Origin of the sequence: Clostridium thailandense, assembly GCF_019207025.1 — a bacterium.
GTDB classification, from domain to species: Bacteria; Bacillota; Clostridia; order Clostridiales; family Clostridiaceae; genus Clostridium_AM; species Clostridium_AM thailandense.
Genome location: NZ_JAEEGC010000105.1, coordinates 1 through 22,567, shown reverse-complemented (window position 1 = coordinate 22,567; position 22,567 = coordinate 1). Strand labels below are relative to the sequence as shown.

The following is a 22,567-nucleotide window of genomic DNA, read 5'->3' as shown; positions in this document are numbered from 1 at the left end:
AACTGGAATAAGGAGAGGTTATATGGATTTTTATTCATTGTTAATTATAGCTATAGCTTTGTCATTAGATGCCTTTGGTGTAGCTTTATGCATAGGATTAAATAGTGGAGTAAGTATAAATGGGAAAGTACTATTTTCAGCATGCAGTGGATTTTTTCAATTCCTATTCGCACTGATAGGAGCTTATGCTGGAGTTTTGTTCAATACATATATAGCATCTGTTCCTAAGGTTATAGGAGGAGCGCTAATAGCAATTGTAGGAGTATTGATGTTAAAAGAAGGATTTGAAAACAAGGGAGAGTGTCCTGTTATAAAACCAGGGACATATTTTATTCTTGGTATATCAGTGAGTATAGATGCAATGGTTATAGGGTTTACGGTCTTAAATAGTATAAATAATAGCTTAAGTGTACTTAAGGATACATTGTTTATAGGTTTAGTTACATTAATAATATCATCGCTTGCTTTTATAATAGCAAAATACCTAAAAAAAATAGAACTTTTTAGTAAATATGCCGATTATATAGGTGGATTTATACTTGTTATTTTTGGGATAAAGATGATGTTCTTTTAAATAAGATCTTGGGGTGAAGATATTGGAAATCGAGAAATACTTAAGACAGCAGGGTATAAAGGTTACAAAGGGAAGAATAAATATATTAGATATAATAAATAGTTCTGCTCATGCGGTTAATGCAGAGTATATTTTTAAAGAGTGCAGAAAAAGAAATTTAAGTATTGATTTATCTACCGTATATAGAGCACTTGAATTATTTGAAAGCAAGGATATAGTGAAAAAATTTGATTTAGGTCAGGGAAAGAATAACTATAGAATTAGAAAAGAACATCACAAACACATACTTCAGTGTAAGTTATGTCATAAAGAAGTTGAAATAGATTGTCCAATGGAACAAGTTAAAGAATTAATAAAAGATAAGACTGGATTTACATTTACCGATAAAGAGTTAGATTTAAAGTTAGAAGGAATTTGTGAGGAGTGCATAGATAACACAAAAAATAAAGAATAGGTTATTTAACTATTCTTTGAAGTTCAAAATAAGCTCATAAGAAGTTAAGCAGGGTATATTTTTTTTACTTTCCATATTCCATTGTTGCTTTTTTCAAGAAAAACGTTATAGGTAACTTTACGGTGAGGAGATTTTTTTTCTAGCCCATCAATTTTTACTACAGCCATGTTTCCGTTGGAAAAAGAAAGATTTATATTCCCTATGTTGTACATTTTATGACTATTAAATATTCCTGTTGTAAAGTAAGACTGAACGGCATAGTTAATATTTTTACATCTGTTTATTGTATAAGTGTATTTTATAATTCCGCAAATTATAAATACAGATAGAATAATTGCTCCAAGTTTTTTCATAAGTTTCCCTCGTTTCTTGGAAAATAATTACAATACTATAATAACGAAATTTCATGAATAAGTAAATAGTAATAATATAAAAATTAGAAATTTTATATAAGGTGGTGTTATATAGATGGATTTTTCTTCATTAGTACTAATGGAAAAAGATAAAAATACGGGATTTATGGTTAATGAACTTGGGAGTTATGAAGTTGGAGAAGGTGCAGAATATATAAAAAAGATGTATTATGATGGTGAGAAAATAAATATATATTTTGATACCAATGTAGATGTAGAAGAATGGGAATACTCAGCTATATTTGATTTGTTTGATGAAAGTGAATTTATAAAAGAAGAATTTGCCATAGAACAAGTTGATGATGAATATAATCCAACTTGGCTTATTAAATTTGATTATGAACAAGAACATTCTATTATGTTATCAAGACTAAATAGTTTGTGCACTTTGATTAAAACTTACATGAAAAAAGTTTTCAGCGATATTAAGGGAAAAGAAGAAGAGTACAAGTAAAAAACTTAAGATAATCGACAGATTAGTTTTTGAAACTAACTGTTGTTAGCAAGATTATTGAGGTGAAAAAATGAGGCTAGAGTTCATTAATAGAGTTAAAGAAAATGATATATTGGGTAAAAGTATATTAACTAACGAGGGTCAAGTTTTACTAAGGGCAGGAGTAAAGTTAAATAATGTTTATATACAGAAATTAAAGGAATTAGGTGTTTTTTACATATACATAAATGATGATCGATTAGGGGATATAGATGTAGAGGATACAAAACTTTCTGAGCTTAAAAGAGTTACTATGCGAAGCATATCTAATATTATGAGAAATGTACACAGTTGTACTGGAAAAAAGCTGAAGGAATCACTTCGAGCAGTTGAGGATATGATTAGTTATATAATAGATCTAGGAGATGTCAATAAAAGTTTAAATGATATACAAACTTATGATAATTATACTTACGTACATTCTCTGGATACTTGCATTATGGCAGCCTTTTTGGGTATATCTTCGAGATTTAATGGATGGGACATAAGGGAACTTGGTATAGGTGCGATACTTCATGACATAGGAAAAACGCAAGTTCCAATTAAAATATTAAATAAAAAGGGAAGGTTAAGTGAAGAAGAATTTAATGAAATTAAGAAACATGCAGTTTATGGAGCTGAAATGCTTAAGAAAAACCTTTCAATGTCTAGTTCAATAATAAAGATAGTTGAACAGCATCACGAGAGAATTGATGGTAAAGGATATCCTTACGGGTTAAGTGGAAATCAAATATCAAAATACGCAAAGATTGTGTGTATTTGCGATGTATACGATGCAATAAGCAACGATAGATGCTATAGACAAAAGTTTAATCCTAATGATGCATATGAATTAATACTTTCGGGAAGTGGAACTAATTTTGATGAAGAATTCGTTAAAGGTTTTAAAAATACCTTTGCAATCTTTCCTTTGGGATGTTGTGTTAAACTATCAAATGGTGAAGAAGGTTACATTATAAGACAAAATAAAGGATTTCCAGATAGACCTGTAATAAGAATACTATACGATAGCATGACTAAGGAACCAGTACCCTTTTATGAGATAAATCTATTAAGCCATCCCAATGTTGTAATTAAAAATATCGTATAATTACTGAAATAAATAAAGGAGAGGTTTATGGAAAGCTATATTAAAGATTTAATACAAAATTTATGTGATTATTGCGGTTATAATATAGTAGAGATTGAGAAGATAGACGGAGTTTATGTAAATTGGGGAGTTTATAAAAGAATAGAAAATGAATTAGATGTTGTGTTTTTTTCTGATTTAGATAGCAGTTATAAGCTTGATATAAATGAATTAAAAATATATTTTAAAAAGTATCTGCAATGTGAAAATTTAAAACTAAGTGAAGTCATGGTAGATGATAGATTAAAGGTTATTGAAGATGAGAATGGGAATTTTCATTTAAATCATAAAATAAATCCACAATGTGAGTTGATTTTAATTAACAATGTGGATAACAAAATATTATATTTTAGTGAAGCTATTAAGGAAAAAGCGAATGAGTTAGCATCGTGTATGAACCATATTGGGAATTCCAAGCGTAGTAGGGAAAAACAAGAGACTCCTATTGTAACGTATGTACTTATTGGCTTAAATGTATTGATGTATTTAATAACGGCATATTTGTCAGGAAATATTGTTGATAGTAATATAAATGTATTAGTATTTCTAGGAGCAAAGGTCAATGAACTTATAAAAGGTGGAGAATACTACAGATTTATTACTTGTATGTTTCTACACGGAGGAATAATCCATTTAGCTTTAAATATGTTTGCTTTAAAATCCTTAGGTCCATTGATTGAGCAAGTTTATGGAAAGGTAAAATACATAATTATATATTTCTTATCCGGTATACTTTCCTCTATTTTTAGTTATATGTTTTCAACAAGCGTATCTATAGGGGCTTCAGGAGCAATATTTGGACTCTTAGGAGCAGCATTAATCTTAGCCTTGAAGATGAAAGGCAGTATTGGAAAAGGTTTCATGACCAACATATTGTCTGTAATAGCAGTGAATTTATTTATGGGATTTTCGATACCTAATGTGGATAACTTCGGACACTTAGGTGGATTAATAGGCGGTATCATAACGTCTTTTTTACTTTCTAGAGTGTAGTTTCTCTATATATACGTCTACGGCCGACACTTAACTTATGCTCCGGGATATATTGGCATTCTTCCGGCACAATAAATACTTTTTATAAGTCTAAAGCTCAGTATTTAGAAAGTCTAAGAACTATTGATAAACTCGTACCTCAAACATATCAATAGTCCTAAGACTTTCTAAAATACTGAGCTAAGACTTATAACAAAAGTATTTAATGTGCCTTCCAGAATGTCAATATATCCCTGCGCATAAGTTAAGTGTCTAGTCCGGATATCTGCATATATAGATCGTTAACTCTATAATTGAACTTACAAAACTATGAAATTACCAATATTGTAAGCTCTCAGTTATTTAATGACTTACAATCAAGTCTATATTGGGAATCTGGATAAGTTTAGTTCTAGAGTTTACGATCTATAGAGAACTGCACAAGAAAGTAGACTTATACGCAGGAATGTGTTTCCAAAGCTGAAAGCACATATAAAAACTTTTTAGTCAATCTTAGCGAAACATTTTAGAAAATCTTAGGGTCTCTGATATGTTTGAGGTACGAGTTTATCAGAGAATCTTAGATTTTCAAAATGTTGAGCTTTAGATTGACTAAAAGTTTTTATCGTGCTGAAGCTTGGAAACACATTCCGGAGTGTAAGTCTACTTTCGGCCGTAGATGCCTATGGCATGTATGAAAACATATCTAAAGTATCAAGTCTTCTGAGTATAAGGTTTCTTTTTCTAAAAGCAAGCTAGTCATTTTTTCTAGGTTGTCCCTTTCTGATAGAAGTAGAGTTTTAACTTCTTCGTATATAGAATCAATCAAATTTTTACATTCTTTAATAACTTCATCTTGATTAAGATTTAAATCTAATAATTCTTGCATATTTAGTAAGCCAAGAGTATCTCCCATACCATATTGAGTTATCATGTTAAAAGATATTTTTGTACTCTGCTTTAGATCATTATGAGCTCCAGTAGTTATATAATCAGCGCCGAATATGATTTCTTCTGCTGCTCTTCCACCAAGAAGCACCATAATTCTTTTCTTTAGATAGTTCTTGTTTTGATATAAGTTATCCCCAGGTATGCTTAAAGTATATCCACCAGCACCTTTAGTACTTGGTATGATTGTTACCTTTGACACTTTTTCCTCAGGAAGAACCTTTAAGGATACGAGCGCATGTCCAATTTCATGATAAGCTGTAATTTTTTTGTCTATATCTTTTATATGATCTCTATTCTTCTTTTCATATCCTGCTAAAACAATGGAGAATGCTTGATCTAGGTGTAAATCGTTTATAGTAGGACTATTATCTTTGCAGGCTAAAATAGCTGCTTCGTTTACTAAGCTTTCAAGTTTTGCTCCAGAGAAGTAGGAAGTTTTATGTGACCATTCTTTTACATTTAGATTACCAATAGGTTTATTCTTTAAATGAAGCTTTAAAATCTTCTCTCTAGCACATACATCAGGAAGATTTACTTCAATATGTCTATCAAATCTACCAGGTCTTAAAAGAGCTGAATCTAGCATGTCTAATCTATTTGTAGCAGCCATGACTATGATTCCTTCTTTTTCATTAAAGCCTGACATTTCAGTAAGTAATGCATTTAGGGTTTGATCTCTCTCATCAGATCCGCCGGAGGTTTTTCCACCATCTCTTCTTTTTCCTATAGCATCTATTTCATCAATAAAGATAACTGCCTTACCATTGCCTCTTGCTTTCTTAAACAATTGTCTTATACGGCTAGCTCCAACCCCCACATACACTTGTATAAAGTCTGAACCAGAGACTGCATAAAAAGGAACACCAGCTTCTCCAGCAACGGCTTTTGCAAGAAGGGTTTTACCTGTTCCAGGTTCACCATATAGTATTACTCCTTTTGGCATTCTTGCACCATACTCTGCATACTTCTCAGGGTTTTTTAGAAAATCGACTAAGTCTTTCATGCTTTCTTTAGCTTCTTCGTTTCCGGCCACATCTTCAAAATTATATTTTGTATCAGTTACTGAAGTTGTGTCTAAAGCGTCCACAGAAAGCATTCTTTTAGAAGCGATACCGGAAGATTTTATACCCATGAATGCAATAGCGCCAATAGAGAGAACTAAACCTGCCATAGGAATTGCTTGTCTAGTATCAGTTGGCATATTTTCAGAAACAGTAATTCCAGACTTTAACATTGTTTCTTTAAAGTCATTTGTTCTAGGATTATCTGTTTCGTATAGAGTTCCATCACTTAGTTTAACCATTACCTTGGAAGAACTACTTAAATAAACGGTAGAGACATGTTTGCTAGAAACATCGTTTAGAAAAATTACATAAGACTTATAAGTAGTAGATTTATGTGCATAATTAAAGAACACCAGCATTGCTAACGAAAGTACAGCAGTTAAAACAGGTATCAGCATAAATTTGTTTTTAATTTTATTCTTCATTGTATACCTCACCTTTCTAATAGTTAATATATAAAACTTTTAGTACTTAATCTTAATAAATACCCAACAATGATTTGCTAATATAATAAACTATATAAGCATAATCTAATGTCTGCTTATGATATTATAATATTTTAACTTTTAAGTCTAATCAAAATCATAAATTTTGCTAAAGTAATTTATGGAACAGTTGGCGAAGAAAATTAAAAAGTTATAGTCATCTTCCAGGTATATCCTAAAGTGTTAAAAGGATGTTGCAGAAATCTCAATTTAATGTATACTTTACTTATAAATGCTAAAGAAAGGGGAGCTTATATGAATATTTCCAACGTAAAAGCTGTTTTAACAGAACATGATCTATTGAGTATAATTGAAGATTATGTTCAAGTAGAAGGGCTTAAAATAGATTCAATAGATATTAAAGAATTAATAGTAGTTAGGGGAAGTTATAAAAAAAGAATAACAATTCCTTTTGAAATTAAATTGGGAGTTGGCAGTATAAAAGATAATGTAGTAAATATTAGAATATTAAAGTTAAACGTATTAAAAATAGGTATTCTAAAAAGGATAAGGAATTTTGTATTAAAAAAGCTACTTAGAGAATTTTATAGATATGGAATAGGTGTAGAGAAGGATAATGTGGCTATTAACTTAGAAAAAGTGTCCGAGCTAGTACCGAGTTTTTACTTTATTTTAAATGACATAAAGATTATTGAGAGCAGGGTCGAGGTAGAATTAGAGAATTTTGTTTATTCAGAAAAGAAGGAGACTCCAAAAATTGAAAAGAAGGACTATGAAGCTTCTTTAATAAAAATGCAAGGAGAATATGGACGGGTTAGGGATGAGATAGTAAAAAAATTTCCTAAAGAATATGAAAAAATTGCTGAATATGCGATGATATTACCAGATATAACTGTGCTGCTATGGAGATTATTTAGAGATAAGAGGGTTAAAATAAAGATAAAGATAATGGTAGCAGGAATAACTGCGTATTTAGCTAGTCCTATAGATATACTGCCGGATTTTATACCTTTAATAGGAACAATTGATGATGTAGCTATAGCTTTTTTTGGATTAAATGCTATAATAAACGAAGTGCCTGAGGAAATTATACTTGAAAATTGGCAAGGGAATGAAAATATAATCCTTTTGACTAAGGAAGTTATAAACTACATATCAAAAGCAGTCGGGTCATATAATGTGGCTAAGCTGCTTGAAGTTATAAAAAAGATTTTTAAAAAAGGACATGTAAATTATGAAATAGCAGTTAAAAGAGAGCAAATGAGGAGGAGTAGACAGAGTTTTAAGTTAGAGGAGGCGATTACTGTAGATGAAGAGTGTGACAATATACACTGATGGGGCATGTAGAGGAAATGGAAAAGAAAATACTATTGGAGGATTTGGAATAGTCCTTATGTATAATGATATAAAGAAGGAAATAAAAAAAGGTTTTAGGAATACTACAAATAATATTATGGAACTTTCAGCAGTAATAGATGCATTAACTCTATTGAAGGAACCCTGTGAAGTTAAGCTTTATAGTGATTCGGCTTATGTAATAAATGCTGTAAACCAAAGGTGGATTAAAAATTGGCAAAAGAACGGTTGGAAAACAGCTTCTAAAGAACCTGTAAAAAATAAAGAGCTGTGGGAAAAACTTATAGAACTAATTAACATTCATAAGGTTGAATTTATAAAAGTAAAAGGACATAGTGATAACGAATTTAATAATAGATGCGATAAGCTTGCAAATGAAGCGATGGATGAAATAACATAAAATTTCTGTTTAATAAACATAAAAAATGCATATTCTATATATATATTTAAGATAAAAGGAGGATTTAGAATATGCGTGGTAAATTTATTACAGGAGCCTTGCTTGGAGCTGCTGTTGGTATGATGATGATGCCTGAGATGGATAGGAGTACGAAAAGAAAAATCAGAAGAACAGCAAAAGTGGTTAGACATGCTGCCGGAGATATGTTTGAAGATATAAGGGATAGAGTTAAATAAGATTATTGAAAAGAGGCTGTTGCACTTATACCAGTAAGTACAACAGCCTCTTTTCATGTAATAAATGTCAAATGTAATATATTTATAAATTAAAAGATAAATTAAAGGAAAAGTATTACTAATTTTATTAAAAGTTTTTATATTAGTATTAAAAATATGTTATAATAAAATCAGACTTTGTAGAATTTTTAATAAAAGGAAGTCTGGCAATTATCAATATTGTAGATAGTAAAGGAAGAGTGAACTATGGAAATATTGTCTTTGGGAGAAAAGATTAAGAGAAGAAGAAAAGAACTCAGTATGACACTAAAAGATTTAGCCGGAGACAGAATTACTCCAGGACAAATAAGCCTTGTAGAATCAGGAAAGTCAAACCCCAGTATGGATTTGCTAGAATATTTAGCAGATGCATTAGACACGTCTATAGAGTATCTTATGGAATCAGAAGAAACTCAAGCAGAAAAAATTTGTACGTACTTTGAAAATATTGCTGAATCATATATAATCAATGAGGATCTAACCCAAGGAGAGCAATATATAGAAAAGGCGTTGTATTATGCTGAAAAGTATAACTTGGAGTATAAGAAAGCTAAGAATTTATATTTAAGAGGAACAGTATATATGACAAAAGGTGAGCAGGCTTTTGCACAGCAATTTTTCCTTTCAGCTAATGTCATATTTATAAAGAACAATAATTATGAGGAAACAATAAAAACTTTTGTAAACTTGGGGAAAATAACTATGGACTTAAAAGCTTATCATTCTTCTTGTAGTTATTTTCAGCAGGCAGAAAATGTTTATAGTGAAAATGATATAGGAAACGATTTTTTACTTGGACAGATATATCATTATTTAGCCTGTGTATATTTTAAATTAGAGGTGACTGACAAAGCTATAAATTATTCTTATCTAGCAAAAGAAAAATTCAAGCAATTAGATAATAAGAGGGAATATGCAAGAACACTTTTACTTCTATCTGAGGAATATAATAGGAAAGGCGATGTAGATAGCGCAATAAAGTATTCTAAGAAAACACTGGAAGTATATAGAGAGATAAATGACGATACACATATTGCTAAGATAGAGAACAATTTAGGAAAACTATTCTGTGATTTTGAAAACTTAGAAGAATCCTTTATACACCTAAATATAGCTAAACAGATTAGAATGAAAATTAATGATTCAAGTTTAATAGAGACATTAGTAAGTATATGTGAAAATTATATCAAATTAAAAGATATAGGAAATGCAAAAAAAGTACTCGAGGAAATAATGGAAAATGTAGATGATGGCAGTAATAGAGCGCTGATACATTATTATTTATTAAAATTTAGAGTAGACATGCTGGAATCAAATATAAATGAAGCAGAAAATACACTGATTATGGCATTGAATTTTGTTAAGAATATGGATTATACTAAAGAAATTGCAGAAATATCCATTATGCTTGGTAAGTTTTATATAGATTATGGTAGGGAAAAAGATGCGGCTAAATATCTAAATGAAGGCGTCGAAACCTTTAAAAAGCTTGGAATACTGAAAGAGTCTTAATGAGAATAGGTGATGATTATGGAGATACTTTCTACAGGAGAAAAAATTAAAAGAGCTAGAATATACAAAGGTTATACATTAAAGGATTTATGTGTAGACAAGATATCTGTCTCGAAAATGAGCTGTATTGAAAATGATAAAATAAAACCAGATGAATGGATTTTAGATTTCATTGCAGAAAAGTTAGAGATAGATCCGATGTATTTAAAACAGGATATAAGGTCTCAGGTAGATGAGAATATTAAAGAGATAGAAAGAAGCAGGCATTCTGACTGGTATGAAAAAGAATTAGAATATAACTTGAAATTTGCTGAGGAATTTGCATACTTTGATCTAGCATTTTATATAATGCACCTTTTATTTAATTATTATTTAGATGAAAAGAAGATAGAAAAGGTGCAGCTTATAGTATCAAAATATTATGATTACTGGCAAAAACATTTTTCAGATGAAAGTGAACCTATCTACTATATGGATATAGCAAGATATTTTTACACAACTAGGGAGTTTTCACAAGCTGCAAATTATTATGGTAATGTGAGAAGGATTTCAAAGAACAAAGATGATTCTGTATTACTTGCAAGGTCCACTTATAATGAAGCTGCTTGTTATGTAATGATGGAAAACTACGAAAAAGCTTATGAGATATCGTTAGAGCTTATTGATCTAATGGATTATATAGAAAGTAATACAAAAAAAGCTGAAGCCTATAACATGTTAGCTATACTTTCACTTAGAAAAGATAAATCTAAGTTTCATGAATATGAGCAAAAGTCTTATGAGCTGTATAAAAATAATTCTTCGCATAGAGCTCAGGCTATATATAACTATGCAGTAGTTATGTTTAGTCAAGGCAATATTGACACGGCTATAGAATATATTAATAAAGCTTTGGAGTGTTTCCCTAAAGATAATAGAGAGGTTTTAGTGAATTTTATATTAATGTGTACAAACAAGTTAATTGAAAATAATGTTTTAGATAAAGCTAAAAGTATTTGCGATGAATCATTAAATTACTCAATAGACTTAGATAATATAAAGTTTATAGAAAAATCCTATTATTATAAATCTCTAATTTTAGAAAAAGAGGGTAATGACGTTTCTGCAGAAATGTATATGAATTTGGCTTTAGATGCATTACTCAAGTTTGGTAGTAAAAGTGATATATATAAAAGATATATGGAAATGGGCAATATGTATTATAGAATGGGAAGTATTAGCGAGTCTATAAAATATTTTAATTTTGCTATACAAATAGAAAAGAAGATGTAACAATTTATATGTTAGTTTATTAAAAAAATAAATACAAGAAGTAGGAAAATTTATTTCCATAAGTGTTTTTATTTACTATAATTATTTGCGAAATAAAGGTTAATATATATGATATGGACAGAGTGTTTTAATATAGACCTCAAGGTTAAGTCTAACAAAAGAGGGTGGTTCTATGAAAAAATGTTTACCTATCATGTTTATTAGCTTTATTTTCGCATCATTTTTTTGCTTTAAATTTTCCTCAGTTCAAGACCTAAACAAAGATAAGCCTAATAGTTCTTATGAAAGCTTTGGTAAAAGCGGAATTTATAGTAGTGATTTAGATAAAATTGATGAAGAATCCTATCTAATGGATTCACCTGTAAAAACTGCTTATGAGTCAGAGAAAGCAAAAGAAGTATTTTTAACCTTTGATGATGGTCCCTGCAACAATAATACTAAAAAAATATTAAATATATTGAAAGATAATAATATTAAAGCTACATTTTTTATAATTGGAACTAAAGGAGAGGAAAATCCTCAAATATTAAAAGAATTAAGTGACAATGGTATGAGCGTTGGAGTTCATACGTATTCTCATAAATATAATGAAATATATAAAAATACTGACTCATATTTTAAAGATTACTATAATTGTCAAAGGGTTATAAGGAGAATAACAGGAAGAGATCCTGCTCCATATTTAAGAATGCCTGGAGGATCAGATAACTTAGTTGCAAGCAAAAAAATTTTAGATAACATAAAGAATATATTAAGACAAAAAGATTTGAAATATGTGGATTGGAATGTAAGTTCTGGAGATGCTGAAAGCTGTAAAGTATCTGTAGAGAAAATTAAGAAAAATGTTATCGATCAATGTAAGAATAAAAAAATAGCGGTGATCTTAATGCATGACACCTATTACAAAAATACAACAGTCGAAGCATTACCGTATATTGTAAAAACTCTAAAAGATGAAGGATTTATATTTAAAACCTTTGATGATATAACACAAAATGAAGAGACTCAAATGGTAAAAATGAGGGTGATTAATAGAATAAGCATATAATCATATATGAGGAAATTGAAAGGGGTTGTTGCATTTAGGCGAGCATGACCGAAAGTAGAATTATGCTCCGAGAGAGGTTACCAAGCTTCGTCACTATAAAAACTTTTAATCAGTCTAAAGCTTAGCATTTTGAAAATCTAAGAACCTTTGATAAACTCGTGCCTCAAACATATCAAAGATCCTAAGATTTTCTAAAATGCCTCACTAAGACTGATAAAAAAGTTTTTATATGTTCCTTCAGCTTTGGTAACCTCTCTCTGCGTATAATTCTACTTTCTGGTATAGTCCTTTATAAATGCAACAGCCTCTTTTTAAAGATTTCGAGTTTATTTTGATTTGCTTTCTCTTTTTATAATAAATTCTTTAGCTTTAAGTTCTAGAACATCATCTAGGGGTGCCAAATTAACTTCACCATATTTGTTTGATAAAGCAGTAGATATAAGTCTATCTGCGAATTCTGGGTTTTTAGAAAGTAACGAACCATGGAAATATGTGCAGTAGCAGTTTTTATATATACAGCCCTCATAGCCGTCTTCACCGTTATTGCCATATCCTGCAAGTACTCTGCCTAAAGGCTTTAGATTACCTATATAGGTTCTTCCAGAGTGATTTTCAAAGCCAACATAGGTTTCGTTAAATTCTTTATTGAATATAACAGTATTTCCTATGAATCTTACATCTCCACCCTCTGTGTAAATATCTAAGATACCAAGGCCATCAAGTTTTTCTCCATCAGGAGTAGTATAGTATTTACCAAGAAGCTGATATCCTCCACATATACATAAAAATACTTTCTGATCTTCTATAAATTCTACTAAACCGGATTTTTTAGTCTGGTTTAAATCTTCTGAAACTATAGATTGTTCGTAGTCTTGGCCTCCACCAAAAAAAGTAATATCATATTTAGATGAATCAAAAGGATCACCTAAAGAAATGTTATGTATATTAACTTGTATTCCTCTTTGTTCACATCTATATTTTAAAATTAAAATATTGCCTAAATCACCATAAACATTCAGTAGATCAGGATATAGATGACATATATTAAGTTCCAAAATACCCACACTCCTTTAGCTTTTTACCAAAGCTTTTTTATGTAACCTCTACTATTTAGAAATTTCCTAAAGTTTATCATAGCAGTATAAGTAGCAAGCACATATACAGTATTATGTTTGCAAGTTACTATTTCATCTAAAAGTTTTATGTAATTTTCGCAAACTGCAAATTTTTCTGTAGGCAGACCAGCAATTTTAAGTCTTGTAGCCATATCATAAAGCCTTATACCTGAAATCATTATTTTATCTATGTTTAATGAAGCGAGATTTTCGAATTTTACATCCCATATCCAGGATACATCTCTGCCATCTGCATAGTTATCATTAAGAAGCACTGCCAGATTAAGAACCTTTTTATCTAAGGTTATTGTATTTATTGCTTGATCATAACCGGCTGGATTTTTAACTAAAATTATTTTTACTTCTTTACCTTCTATATTTAAAATTTCCTGTCTACCAAAGCTGCTTTGTATATTTTTAAGAGAGTTAACTATTGTTCCATTATCAATTCCACAGACTCGAGCTACAGAATATGCACAGAGAGCATTGTATATATTATAGGTTCCAGGTTGATTTATGTAACATTCATTACCATTAATTATAACAAAAGAACCTTCAGGAGTTTGCTCTTTAATTTGATCTACAGTATAGTCAAGATCAGGCCTTTTATAGCCACAGGTTTCACAGTAGAAGTCGCCTAAATGATTATAAGTAAGATAATTATATTTATAAGGGCTTTTACACTTTTTACAAAATTTAGCATCTGCATTTATATCAACGACTTTATTATTGTCTAATGAACAGTTAAAACCATAATAAATAGTTCTATTTGGAAGCTCTAAGGCTCCGAGTAAGGATTCATCACCATTTAAAACTAGATTAGCAAGAGGAACTTTTGCAATTCCATCGAGAATCTTTTTTAGAGTAGTATATACTTCTCCGTATCTATCCAATTGATCTCTAAACAAATTTGTAACAGTAATAACTTCTGGAGTCACATATTGCGTAAATAATTGTACATTTGCTTCGTCACATTCTATAACTGCATATTTCGTAGAGGAACACTTTGAAAAAGAAAAGTGTTCAACAAAGCAAGAAACTATACCAGGCAGCATATTAGCACCAGTATTATTTGTAATTACGCATTTTTCTGATTCCTTCAGCATGTTATATATCATGCTTGTAGTTGTGGTTTTTCCATTAGTACCTGTTATAAGTATAACTTTGTAGTCTTTACAAACTGTTTTAAGTATATCTTTATCTAGTTTTAAAGCAACTCTTCCTGGAAAGTTACTACCTCCTTTAAATAGAGTTTTTGACAACTTTATTACTATTTTTGAAACTACAACACTGAGAAAAGATTTTATGTTAATTTCTCACACCACCTTTGTTTTAATTAAAAACTACCTTGCAAAGTTAACTTAACTCTTAAATATTATAATACAATATTAATTTTTTTACATCAAAAAATATAAAAAAGAAGTACATGCTGTAAATTTTTATCATTTGGATAATAATATAAAAAAATAACTTGGAAATAGGTAAGTGACTAATATATACTAATTGATGGGATTGTTAACATGTATAGATGGAGGTGAGGTTTTGAAAAAAGGGTATATATACGCAATAATATCGGCAATTTTTTTCGGCACTGCTGGAATATTTGTAAAGCTTGCATATAAAACAGGAATTGATTCGATAAGTTTGCTTATTATTCAGTATATAATAGCTGTATTCCTTATGTTTACAATTGCATTTTTAAAAGATAGAAAAAAACTATATGTTAGCAAAAAGGAATTATTTAGTATGGCTGTTCTTGGAGCAGTGGGAAATACTCTAATGACAGTATTTTATTATAAAGCATTTGAGCATTTACAGGTGGCCATGGTAACAATGCTGTTATTTACATATCCAATAATGGTTTTTATTTATTCAGCTATATTTGAAAATGAAAAAATTCAATTCAAGAAGATGGTGGCCATAATGTTAGCTTTTATTGGTTGTGTCTTTACATTAAACACATTTTCAGGAGAGGTTAAATACTCAATTAGAGGATTAGTATTTGGAATTTTGAGTGCAGTGTTTTATGCTTTTATGAACTTATATACAGAAAAAAAACTTGAGAAGGCAGATGCCTTGACCATAAATGCTTACTCTACGCTATTTTCTCTTATAACGTTGTTTTTTATAAGAAGTCCTGAATTTTTGCTTGGAGATTATATAAAATTTGAAAGTCTTATATACATAATCATTCTTGCAGTTTTGTGTGAAATAATACCCCTTACATTATTATATACAGCGATACAGGATATAGGAGCTTTAAAGGTTTCGGTAATAGGCAATCTAGAAATACCAACAGCTATGATAGTCTCTTTTATGTTTTTAAGAGAGTCTATTTCGATGATGCAGATTCTAGGAGCAATTTTAATAGTATATGCTGTATATCTAATTAGAGGTCAAAGATAGGATATGATGAAAGATGATCATCATATCTTTTTTTATATAATAAAAACAATAAATGCATATTATAAGTTAGAAACATATAATATCAGCATAAAAAATTTCATTATACAGCATATATCCCCTTTTTTGCTTGTTATATTTTTAATTTAACAAGATTTGCAAGTTTAAATTAAAAAAGTTGCATATATAGTATAGTACAATTATAATAGTATAGCATTTTAGGGGGTTTTAATACGGATTAGAATAATTCATTGCAAGTTTTTTATCAAAATCAAAGCAAAAACATAAAAAAATAAAATTTTTATTGCATTTTTCTGTATTTGGTGTAATATAAATAATATAAATATGTTTTAAGATGCTAGGGAGGTTAAGAATGAATATAGATATAAAATTGGGAAATTTAAACATTAATGGATGTAAAAATATATATAGAAATTTGTCGGTGACTCAGTTAACGGAGTTTGCAATTAAAAGAAACGAAGGTGTTTTGTCAAGCAAGGGAGCATTAGTTGTAAATACTGGAAAATACACTGGAAGATCTCCTAAAGATAGATTTATAGTTAAGCAAAAGAGCATTGAAGATAAGATCAACTGGGGCGAAGTTAATCAACCTATAGATGAAAAGATATTTGATAAAATGTATGATCAGGTTGCTAAATATCTAGAGGGAAAGGATATTTTTGTATTTGATGGATTTGTAGGAGCAGCATCGAAGTATACGTTGCCCATAAGAACCGTGTGCGAATATGCTTATGAAGCTATGTTTGCTAATCAACTATTTAGAAGACCGGATGTAGAAGATTTATCTAATTTTCAACCTGAATTTAATGTAATCGCAGCACCGGGATTTAAAGCTAAGGGTAAAGAAGATGGATTGAACTCTGAGGCTTTTGTATTAGTCAACTTTGACAAAAAAATTATATTAATAGGTGGAACACAATATTCAGGAGAAATAAAGAAATCAGTATTCTCTGTTATGAATTTTTTATTACCTAAAAATGGAGTAATGCCAATGCACTGTTCGGCTAATATAGGTAACGATGGAAGAACAGCAGTATTCTTTGGATTGTCGGGGACTGGAAAAACAACTTTGTCAACAGACCCAGAAAGAAGATTGATAGGGGATGATGAGCATGGTTGGAGTGATGAAGGAGTATTCAACTTTGAGGGTGGATGCTACGCTAAAACTATAAAACTGGACAAGGATAAAGAACATGAAATTTACAATGCTATAAAGTTTGGTACTATATTAGAAAATGTTGTTCTTAGTCCAAATGGAGAGCCGGATTATGATAATAACAAATATACCGAAAATACAAGAGCTGCATATCCAATTGATTTTATAGATAATATTGAAAAGAGTGGAATAGGGGGAAATCCAGACACTATAATATTCTTAACAGCAGACGCATTTGGTGTAATGCCTCCAATAGCTAAACTATCGAAAGAAGCAGCAATGTATCACTTCATGTCTGGTTACACAAGCAAAGTAGCAGGAACTGAAAGAGGAATAACTGAGCCTAAGGCTACCTTCTCATCATGTTTTGGAGAACCATTTATGCTTATGAATCCAGCTGTATATGCTGAACTTCTTGGTGAAAGAATAGATAAGTACGGAACAGATGTCTATTTAGTGAACACAGGATGGTTAAGCGGAGGATATGGAAAAGGAAATAGAATAAAACTTTCTTATACCAGAGCAATGGTAAAAGCAGCTTTAGAGGGAAAATTAAAGAACGTAAAATTTGTTGAGCATCCTATATTTAAAGTTTCAATGCCATTAGAGTGTCCAGACGTGCCATCAGAAATATTAGATCCTAAAAATACTTGGGAAGATAAGGAAGCCTATGAGATTAAGGCTTTTGAACTGGCACAAAAATTTCAAGATAACTTTAAAAAATTTAAAAATGTACCTGAAGATATAATCCAAGCAGGTCCTGTAGTAAAAGAAATTTTATATGTTTAATTAGGAACTATATATAAAATACCTAAGACTTCGTTTCTGTAAAAAATATAGAGACGAAGTTTTTTATTATATTAAGTTTGGTTAATGTTACAATATTGTAATAACTTATTTACAAACTTTAGTTGAATAAAGCCTGATATTGATAGTATAATTAGAATGTTGTATAAAATTAAATAAGGAAGTGAGTGTGGAAAATGGACTTTGTGCTTATATTTAAAGCTGTCATAATTGGAATTGTGGAGGGTATAACAGAGTTTTTACCTATATCGTCTACAGGACACATGATTATCGTCGAAAATTTAATTAAGTTTAAGGCACCTATGTATCCTAAAGCTTACATAGATATGTTTGATATAGTAATTCAATTAGGAGCCATATTAGCAATTGTGGTATTATACCGAGAGAAGATAAAGGATTCGCTAAGAAATCTTTCGCCTGGTGAATCTGGTTTTAGATTATGGCTTAATATGTTAGTAGCATTTATACCATCAGCAGTTATTGGTCTTCTTCTACATAAAACTATAGAAGAAAAGCTATTTAATGCTGTTACTGTAGCCTTTGCACTTGTAGTAGGAGGAATCCTAATGATAGTTATGGAGAATAAATATAGGAGAGGAAATCCTATAAGAAGTATAGATAATGTGAATATTGTACAGGCTTTTAAAATAGGTTGTTTTCAATGCCTTTCTCTATGGCCAGGTATGTCAAGATCGGCTTCTACTATAATGGGTGCATGGGTAAGCGGGTTGAATACAGTTGCTGCCGCTGAATTTTCGTTTTTTCTAGCGATACCTACGATGGTAGCAGCTAGTGGGTATTCTCTATTAAAGCTTAAAATATCAATGAGTAGTGCTCAAATTGTAGCTTTAATAGTAGCGTTTGTGGTGTCTTTTATTGTTGCTTTAGTAGTAGTGGAAGGGTTTGTTAATTTCCTAAAAAGGAAGCCTATGAGAATTTTTGCTATTTACAGAATACTTATTGGAATTATTATACTTGTATTGGCATTTACAAAAGGAATGGCTGCATAGAGTATAAACTCATACCTCAAACATATAAAAGCCTAGAAGGTTTGGTTCTAGGCTTTATTTTATAAAGTTATTAATGGATCAAAATAAAAAAGACGAGTTATAAACTCGTCTTGGTGCTGAAGACCGGAATCGAACCGGTACGGGTTTTAAAGCCCGCAGGATTTTAAGTCCTGTGCGTCTGCCAGTTCCGCCACTCCAGCTCATTGCTGATGACAAGAACTATTATATGACATACACATACAATTGTCAACATTATCTTAAAAAATTATTCTTTTGATGCTGGAGTATTAACAACTGCTTCAACTTTATCGAAAACATTTATATACATTTGCTTAATTTCACTTATTAGTGGATATCTTGGATTAGCTCCTGTGCATTGATCATCAAAAGCTTGCTCTGACATATCATCTAGGCTAGCAAAGAATTTTTCTTTTGTAACTCCAGCTTCATGTATAGTCATTGGTATATTAATTTTTACTTTTAGTTCGTCTATAGCTTTAACTAATAACTCAACCTTTTCGTCCTCGCTATTTCCACCAAGATTTAAATATTCTGCAATTCTAGCATATCTTGACTTAGCATTTGGATATTTATATTGAGGGAAAGCAGTTTGTTTCCTTGGATCATCAACTGCATTGAATTTTATAACTTCATTTATTAATAAACCATTGGCAACTCCGTGTGGTATATGGTGCGCTGCTCCTAATTTGTGTGCCATTGAGTGACATACTCCTAGGAACGCATTGGCAAATGCCATACCAGCCATAGTTGAAGCATGAGCCATTTTTTCTCTTGCCTTTATATTAGTGGTACCTTCATTGTAAGTTTCAGGCAGATATTTAAATATTAACCTTATTGCTTCTAAGCAAAGACCATTAGTAAATTCTGAAGCAAGAACTGACGCATAAGCTTCTATAGCATGAGTTAATGCATCTATACCTGATGCAGCTGTTAAACTTCTTGGCATACCCATCATCAACTCTGCATCTACTATAGCCATATCTGGAGTTAATTCATAATCAGCTAGTGGATACTTAACTCCTGTTCTCTCATCAGTGATAACTGCAAAAGGAGTAACTTCAGAACCAGTACCAGCTGATGTTGCTACTGATATCATCATAGCCTTATCGCCCATATGAGGAAACTTATAAACTCTTTTTCTTATATCCATAAATCTCATAGCGAGATCTTCGAATTTAACTTCAGGATGTTCATACATTACCCACATAATCTTTGCAGCGTCCATTGCGGAACCACCACCAACTGCAATAATAGTATCTGGGCAGTAGTTAATCATTTCTTTAGCGCCTTTAGCTGCAGTAGCAAGAGTTGGATCTGGTTCTACATCCATAAATACTTTGAAATCAACGCCTATTTCTTCTAAAACCTTTGTAACTCTATCTACATAACCTAATTCATAAAGAACTTTATCTGTAACTATGAATGCTTTCTTTTTATTCATATCTTTTAATTCTTTTAATGCAACTCCAAGGCTACCATATTTGAAGTAAACTTTTTCTGGAACTCTAAACCAAAGCATGTTTTCTCTCCTCTCAGCTACACTTTTAATGTTTAATAGATGCTTAGGACCAACATTTTCTGATACGGAGTTTCCTCCCCAGGATCCACAACCAAGTGTTAAGGAAGGAGCTAGTTTAAAGTTATATAAGTCACCTATAGCGCCTTGTGCTGAAGGCATATTGATAATTGTTCTTCCTGTTTTCATAGTAGCGCTAAATTTTTCTATTTTGTCTTTAGCTGTCATTGTATCAGCATATAGTACTGATGTATGACCGAAGCCGCCTAATTCAACAAGTCTCTCTGCTTTCTTAAGTGCTTCATCAAAAGTTTTTGCTCTATACATAGCCAAAACAGGAGAAAGTTTTTCGTGTGAGAATGGCTCTTCAAGCTCAACAGACTCTACTTGGCCAATAAGAACTTTAGCAGTCTCAGGAACTTCAACTCCGGCCATATTTGCTATTTTATAAGCAGATTGTCCAACTATATTAGCATTTAATGAACCATTAATTAGAATTACTTTTCTAACCTTATTTATTTCATCTCTATTAAGTATATAAGCACCTCTATCTTCAAATTCATTTCTAACTTCATCGTACACAGAGTCTAAAGCTATTACCGATTGTTCAGAAGCACATATAACACCATTATCAAAAGTCTTTGATAAAAGAATCGAGTTTACAGCCATCTTTATATGAGCGCTTTCATCGATTATAGCCGGTGTATTACCTGCACCAACCCCTATAGCTGGCTTTCCAGATGAATAAGCAGCTCTAACCATTCCGGGACCACCTGTAGCAAGAGTTATGTCAGCTTCTCTCATTACTACTTGTGAAAGCTCAACAGATGGTTCGTCTATCCACCCAACTATTCCTTCTGGAGCACCAGCATTAATTGCTGCATCAAGTATTATTTTAGCTGCAGTTATTGTTGATTTTTTTGCTCTTGGGTGAGGAGAGAATATTATTCCGTTTCTGGTTTTTAAAGCTATTAATGCCTTGAAAATTGCAGTAGCAGTTGGATTGGTTGTTGGAACAACAGCAGCTACAACACCTATTGGCTCTGCAACTTTTGCGATACCGAAGGATTCATCTTTTTCAATAAGACCGCAAGTTTTTTCATCTTTATATTTATTATATATATATTCGGAAGAATAATGGTTTTTAATAACCTTATCCTCTATTATTCCCATTCCAGTTTCTTCAACAGCTATTTTAGCAAGTCTAATTCTTGCGTTGGTTGCTGCCATTGCTGCCTGCCTAAAAATCTCGTCAACTTGTTCTTGAGTATAAGTAGAAAATTCTCTTTGAGCAGCTTTTACCTCTTCTAATTTTTTCATTAATTCATCAACGTTTGTTACTTTCATTTAATAGCACCTCTTTCTTAATCTATTAATGACTATGTATGCATTAGGTTTTGTAAGGACCTTCTGCATATCTGCTATTTCTTAACTTTATGATCTTATTATGCAACATTGTTTGTTAAATGTCAATCAAACTTTTGAGAAAAATATTATATTTTTTCAAAATATTAGCGTAAACGTTGTCTTAAAATTGATGAAATGCATAAAATATAAGAAAAAATGCAAAATAACATTAAAATTATAGTTAAATATTTAACAATAAATGAAATGCAAATTGGATTAAAAAACATTATGTTAGTTTTGAAAAGATTATTGTTAAAAAACTAATATGTATTTAGTAATCAATATATTTAGTAGCAATTAAAAGTTCTAACCAATACTCTGTTTTGGATACTTCTTTAAGACCTATATTCATTTGTATTTGCTTATGAAGTTTTTGTACATATAATATGTAACTTAAAATGTATAGTTTTTACGAGACTTATTTTGAATAGTCTAGAACTTGAAGGTAGCTAAGGATTTTATGCTTAACAAAAGGTGGATTTGGGCTTTGTTTTAATAAACTTATCCTAGTGTATCTGTATATGAAAAAGTTTGAAATTAGTAGATATATATAGAAAAAGTGATATAAAGTGTGAAAATAGAAGAATAATTATATTTGAACTAAATATTTTATGATAAAATAACACATGTCGTCGAGAGATGATAAGAAATTTAACAATTAATCACATAAATAAGAATGTTGACAAACGTTAAGTAGTATGATATACTAAGTAACGCTAACTACTTGGTCTTTGAAAATTAAACAGAGGTTA

At 30.7% G+C, this 22,567-nt stretch carries 19 protein-coding genes and 1 tRNA gene; 14 read left to right on the top strand and 6 right to left on the bottom strand.

All coding sequences use genetic code 11. The features are described from left to right. Positions 1 to 22: 22 nt before the first annotated feature. Both I6U48_RS19015 and I6U48_RS19010 read left to right on the top strand, forming a co-directional pair. Entirely contained in the window at positions 23 to 574 is a 552-nt protein-coding gene (locus I6U48_RS19015) for a manganese efflux pump MntP (protein ID WP_218322051.1), read from the top strand. Between the two features lie 22 nt (positions 575 to 596). Next, the gene (locus tag I6U48_RS19010) at positions 597 to 1,028 is read left to right on the top strand and encodes a Fur family transcriptional regulator (RefSeq protein WP_218322050.1); all 432 of its coding nucleotides are present in this window, start codon (positions 597 to 599) and stop codon (positions 1,026 to 1,028) included. Between the two features lie 44 nt (positions 1,029 to 1,072). Here the strand turns inward: I6U48_RS19010 and I6U48_RS19005 are convergent, their stop codons facing one another. Beyond that, entirely contained in the window at positions 1,073 to 1,381 is a 309-nt protein-coding gene (locus tag I6U48_RS19005; RefSeq protein WP_218322049.1) for a hypothetical protein, read from the bottom strand. 115 nt (positions 1,382 to 1,496) lie between these two features. Between I6U48_RS19005 and I6U48_RS19000 the strand changes: the two genes are divergently transcribed. The 3 genes from I6U48_RS19000 to I6U48_RS18990 all read left to right on the top strand — a co-directional run bounded on the left by I6U48_RS19000 (position 1,497) and on the right by I6U48_RS18990 (position 4,056). After that, positions 1,497 to 1,895: a DUF6762 family protein gene (locus I6U48_RS19000; RefSeq protein WP_218322048.1), complete on the top strand. Its 399-nt coding sequence runs from the start codon at positions 1,497 to 1,499 to the stop codon at positions 1,893 to 1,895. Between the two features lie 70 nt (positions 1,896 to 1,965). Next, positions 1,966 to 3,024, top strand: a complete 1,059-nt coding sequence (locus I6U48_RS18995) for an HD-GYP domain-containing protein (protein WP_218322047.1) — start codon at positions 1,966 to 1,968, stop codon at positions 3,022 to 3,024. A 27-nt stretch (positions 3,025 to 3,051) separates the two neighbouring features. After that, positions 3,052 to 4,056, top strand: coding sequence for a rhomboid family intramembrane serine protease (locus tag I6U48_RS18990; RefSeq protein ID WP_218322046.1), 1,005 nt, complete (start codon positions 3,052 to 3,054; stop codon positions 4,054 to 4,056). A 685-nt stretch (positions 4,057 to 4,741) separates the two neighbouring features. Here the strand turns inward: I6U48_RS18990 and I6U48_RS18985 are convergent. Continuing rightward, positions 4,742 to 6,475 (bottom strand): ATP-dependent metallopeptidase FtsH/Yme1/Tma family protein, encoded by a 1,734-nt coding sequence (locus I6U48_RS18985; protein WP_218322045.1) that lies wholly within the window; start codon positions 6,473 to 6,475, stop codon positions 4,742 to 4,744. A gap of 315 nt (positions 6,476 to 6,790) precedes the next feature. Here I6U48_RS18985 and I6U48_RS18980 point away from each other — a divergent pair, with 315 nt between their 5' ends. The 6 genes from I6U48_RS18980 to I6U48_RS18955 all read left to right on the top strand — a co-directional run bounded on the left by I6U48_RS18980 (position 6,791) and on the right by I6U48_RS18955 (position 12,359). After that, positions 6,791 to 7,831: a YkvA family protein gene (locus I6U48_RS18980; RefSeq protein WP_218322044.1), complete on the top strand. Its 1,041-nt coding sequence runs from the start codon at positions 6,791 to 6,793 to the stop codon at positions 7,829 to 7,831. Then, the gene (gene rnhA, locus I6U48_RS18975; RefSeq protein ID WP_218322043.1) at positions 7,806 to 8,252 is read left to right on the top strand and encodes a ribonuclease HI; all 447 of its coding nucleotides are present in this window, start codon (positions 7,806 to 7,808) and stop codon (positions 8,250 to 8,252) included. The genes I6U48_RS18980 and rnhA overlap by 26 nt, the downstream gene beginning before the upstream one ends. Before the next feature lie 71 nt (positions 8,253 to 8,323). Next, positions 8,324 to 8,488 (top strand): YtxH domain-containing protein, encoded by a 165-nt coding sequence (locus tag I6U48_RS18970; RefSeq protein ID WP_218322042.1) that lies wholly within the window; start codon positions 8,324 to 8,326, stop codon positions 8,486 to 8,488. Between the two features lie 246 nt (positions 8,489 to 8,734). Continuing rightward, positions 8,735 to 10,039: a helix-turn-helix domain-containing protein gene (locus I6U48_RS18965; protein WP_218322041.1), complete on the top strand. Its 1,305-nt coding sequence runs from the start codon at positions 8,735 to 8,737 to the stop codon at positions 10,037 to 10,039. An 18-nt stretch (positions 10,040 to 10,057) separates the two neighbouring features. Continuing rightward, the gene (locus I6U48_RS18960) at positions 10,058 to 11,311 is read left to right on the top strand and encodes a helix-turn-helix domain-containing protein (RefSeq protein WP_218322040.1); all 1,254 of its coding nucleotides are present in this window, start codon (positions 10,058 to 10,060) and stop codon (positions 11,309 to 11,311) included. Positions 11,312 to 11,483: 172 nt separating this feature from the next. Continuing rightward, entirely contained in the window at positions 11,484 to 12,359 is an 876-nt protein-coding gene (locus I6U48_RS18955) for a polysaccharide deacetylase family protein (RefSeq protein WP_246615449.1), read from the top strand. 326 nt (positions 12,360 to 12,685) lie between these two features. On the opposite strand, the gene I6U48_RS18950 is transcribed toward I6U48_RS18955, so the two are convergent. After that, positions 12,686 to 13,414 (bottom strand): type 1 glutamine amidotransferase, encoded by a 729-nt coding sequence (locus I6U48_RS18950; protein WP_218322039.1) that lies wholly within the window; start codon positions 13,412 to 13,414, stop codon positions 12,686 to 12,688. Between the two features lie 23 nt (positions 13,415 to 13,437). Beyond that, positions 13,438 to 14,736 carry a MurT ligase domain-containing protein gene (locus I6U48_RS18945; RefSeq protein ID WP_246615448.1) on the bottom strand — a complete coding sequence of 433 codons (1,299 nt, stop codon included), beginning with the start codon at positions 14,734 to 14,736 and terminating at the stop codon, positions 13,438 to 13,440. 280 nt (positions 14,737 to 15,016) lie between these two features. Between I6U48_RS18945 and I6U48_RS18940 the strand changes: the two genes are divergently transcribed. The 3 genes from I6U48_RS18940 to I6U48_RS18930 all read left to right on the top strand — a co-directional run bounded on the left by I6U48_RS18940 (position 15,017) and on the right by I6U48_RS18930 (position 18,871). Then, entirely contained in the window at positions 15,017 to 15,880 is an 864-nt protein-coding gene (locus I6U48_RS18940; RefSeq protein ID WP_246615447.1) for a DMT family transporter, read from the top strand. A gap of 370 nt (positions 15,881 to 16,250) precedes the next feature. Then, a complete protein-coding gene (gene pckA, locus I6U48_RS18935) occupies positions 16,251 to 17,843 on the top strand; it encodes a phosphoenolpyruvate carboxykinase (ATP) (RefSeq protein ID WP_218322038.1) in 1,593 nt (530 codons plus the stop codon). A gap of 194 nt (positions 17,844 to 18,037) precedes the next feature. Then, positions 18,038 to 18,871 (top strand): undecaprenyl-diphosphate phosphatase, encoded by an 834-nt coding sequence (locus I6U48_RS18930; protein ID WP_218322037.1) that lies wholly within the window; start codon positions 18,038 to 18,040, stop codon positions 18,869 to 18,871. Positions 18,872 to 18,982: 111 nt separating this feature from the next. On the opposite strand, the gene I6U48_RS18925 is transcribed toward I6U48_RS18930, so the two are convergent. Both I6U48_RS18925 and adhE read right to left on the bottom strand, forming a co-directional pair. Then, positions 18,983 to 19,071: transfer RNA gene (locus I6U48_RS18925), tRNA-Leu, on the bottom strand. Between the two features lie 65 nt (positions 19,072 to 19,136). Further along, positions 19,137 to 21,755 (bottom strand): bifunctional acetaldehyde-CoA/alcohol dehydrogenase, encoded by a 2,619-nt coding sequence (gene adhE, locus I6U48_RS18920; protein WP_218322036.1) that lies wholly within the window; start codon positions 21,753 to 21,755, stop codon positions 19,137 to 19,139. Positions 21,756 to 22,567: the final 812 nt, after the last annotated feature.

Bases quoted from the DNA above. Each gene is read 5' to 3' on its own strand.
- I6U48_RS18995 (WP_218322047.1), top strand. From the start codon at position 1,966: ATGAGGCTAGAGTTCATTAATAGAGTTAAAGAAAATGATATATTGGGT.
- I6U48_RS18930 (WP_218322037.1), top strand. From the start codon at position 18,038: ATGGACTTTGTGCTTATATTTAAAGCTGTCATAATTGGAATTGTGGAG.
- I6U48_RS19000 (WP_218322048.1), top strand. From the start codon at position 1,497: ATGGATTTTTCTTCATTAGTACTAATGGAAAAAGATAAAAATACGGGA.
- I6U48_RS19015 (WP_218322051.1), top strand. From the start codon at position 23: ATGGATTTTTATTCATTGTTAATTATAGCTATAGCTTTGTCATTAGAT.
- I6U48_RS18980 (WP_218322044.1), top strand. From the start codon at position 6,791: ATGAATATTTCCAACGTAAAAGCTGTTTTAACAGAACATGATCTATTG.
- I6U48_RS18960 (WP_218322040.1), top strand. From the start codon at position 10,058: ATGGAGATACTTTCTACAGGAGAAAAAATTAAAAGAGCTAGAATATAC.
- I6U48_RS18985 (WP_218322045.1), bottom strand. From the start codon at position 6,475: ATGAAGAATAAAATTAAAAACAAATTTATGCTGATACCTGTTTTAACT.
- I6U48_RS18970 (WP_218322042.1), top strand. From the start codon at position 8,324: ATGCGTGGTAAATTTATTACAGGAGCCTTGCTTGGAGCTGCTGTTGGT.
- I6U48_RS19005 (WP_218322049.1), bottom strand. From the start codon at position 1,381: ATGAAAAAACTTGGAGCAATTATTCTATCTGTATTTATAATTTGCGGA.
- adhE (WP_218322036.1), bottom strand. From the start codon at position 21,755: ATGAAAGTAACAAACGTTGATGAATTAATGAAAAAATTAGAAGAGGTA.
- I6U48_RS18965 (WP_218322041.1), top strand. From the start codon at position 8,735: ATGGAAATATTGTCTTTGGGAGAAAAGATTAAGAGAAGAAGAAAAGAA.
- I6U48_RS18990 (WP_218322046.1), top strand. From the start codon at position 3,052: ATGGAAAGCTATATTAAAGATTTAATACAAAATTTATGTGATTATTGC.
- pckA (WP_218322038.1), top strand. From the start codon at position 16,251: ATGAATATAGATATAAAATTGGGAAATTTAAACATTAATGGATGTAAA.
- I6U48_RS18955 (WP_246615449.1), top strand. From the start codon at position 11,484: ATGAAAAAATGTTTACCTATCATGTTTATTAGCTTTATTTTCGCATCA.
- rnhA (WP_218322043.1), top strand. From the start codon at position 7,806: ATGAAGAGTGTGACAATATACACTGATGGGGCATGTAGAGGAAATGGA.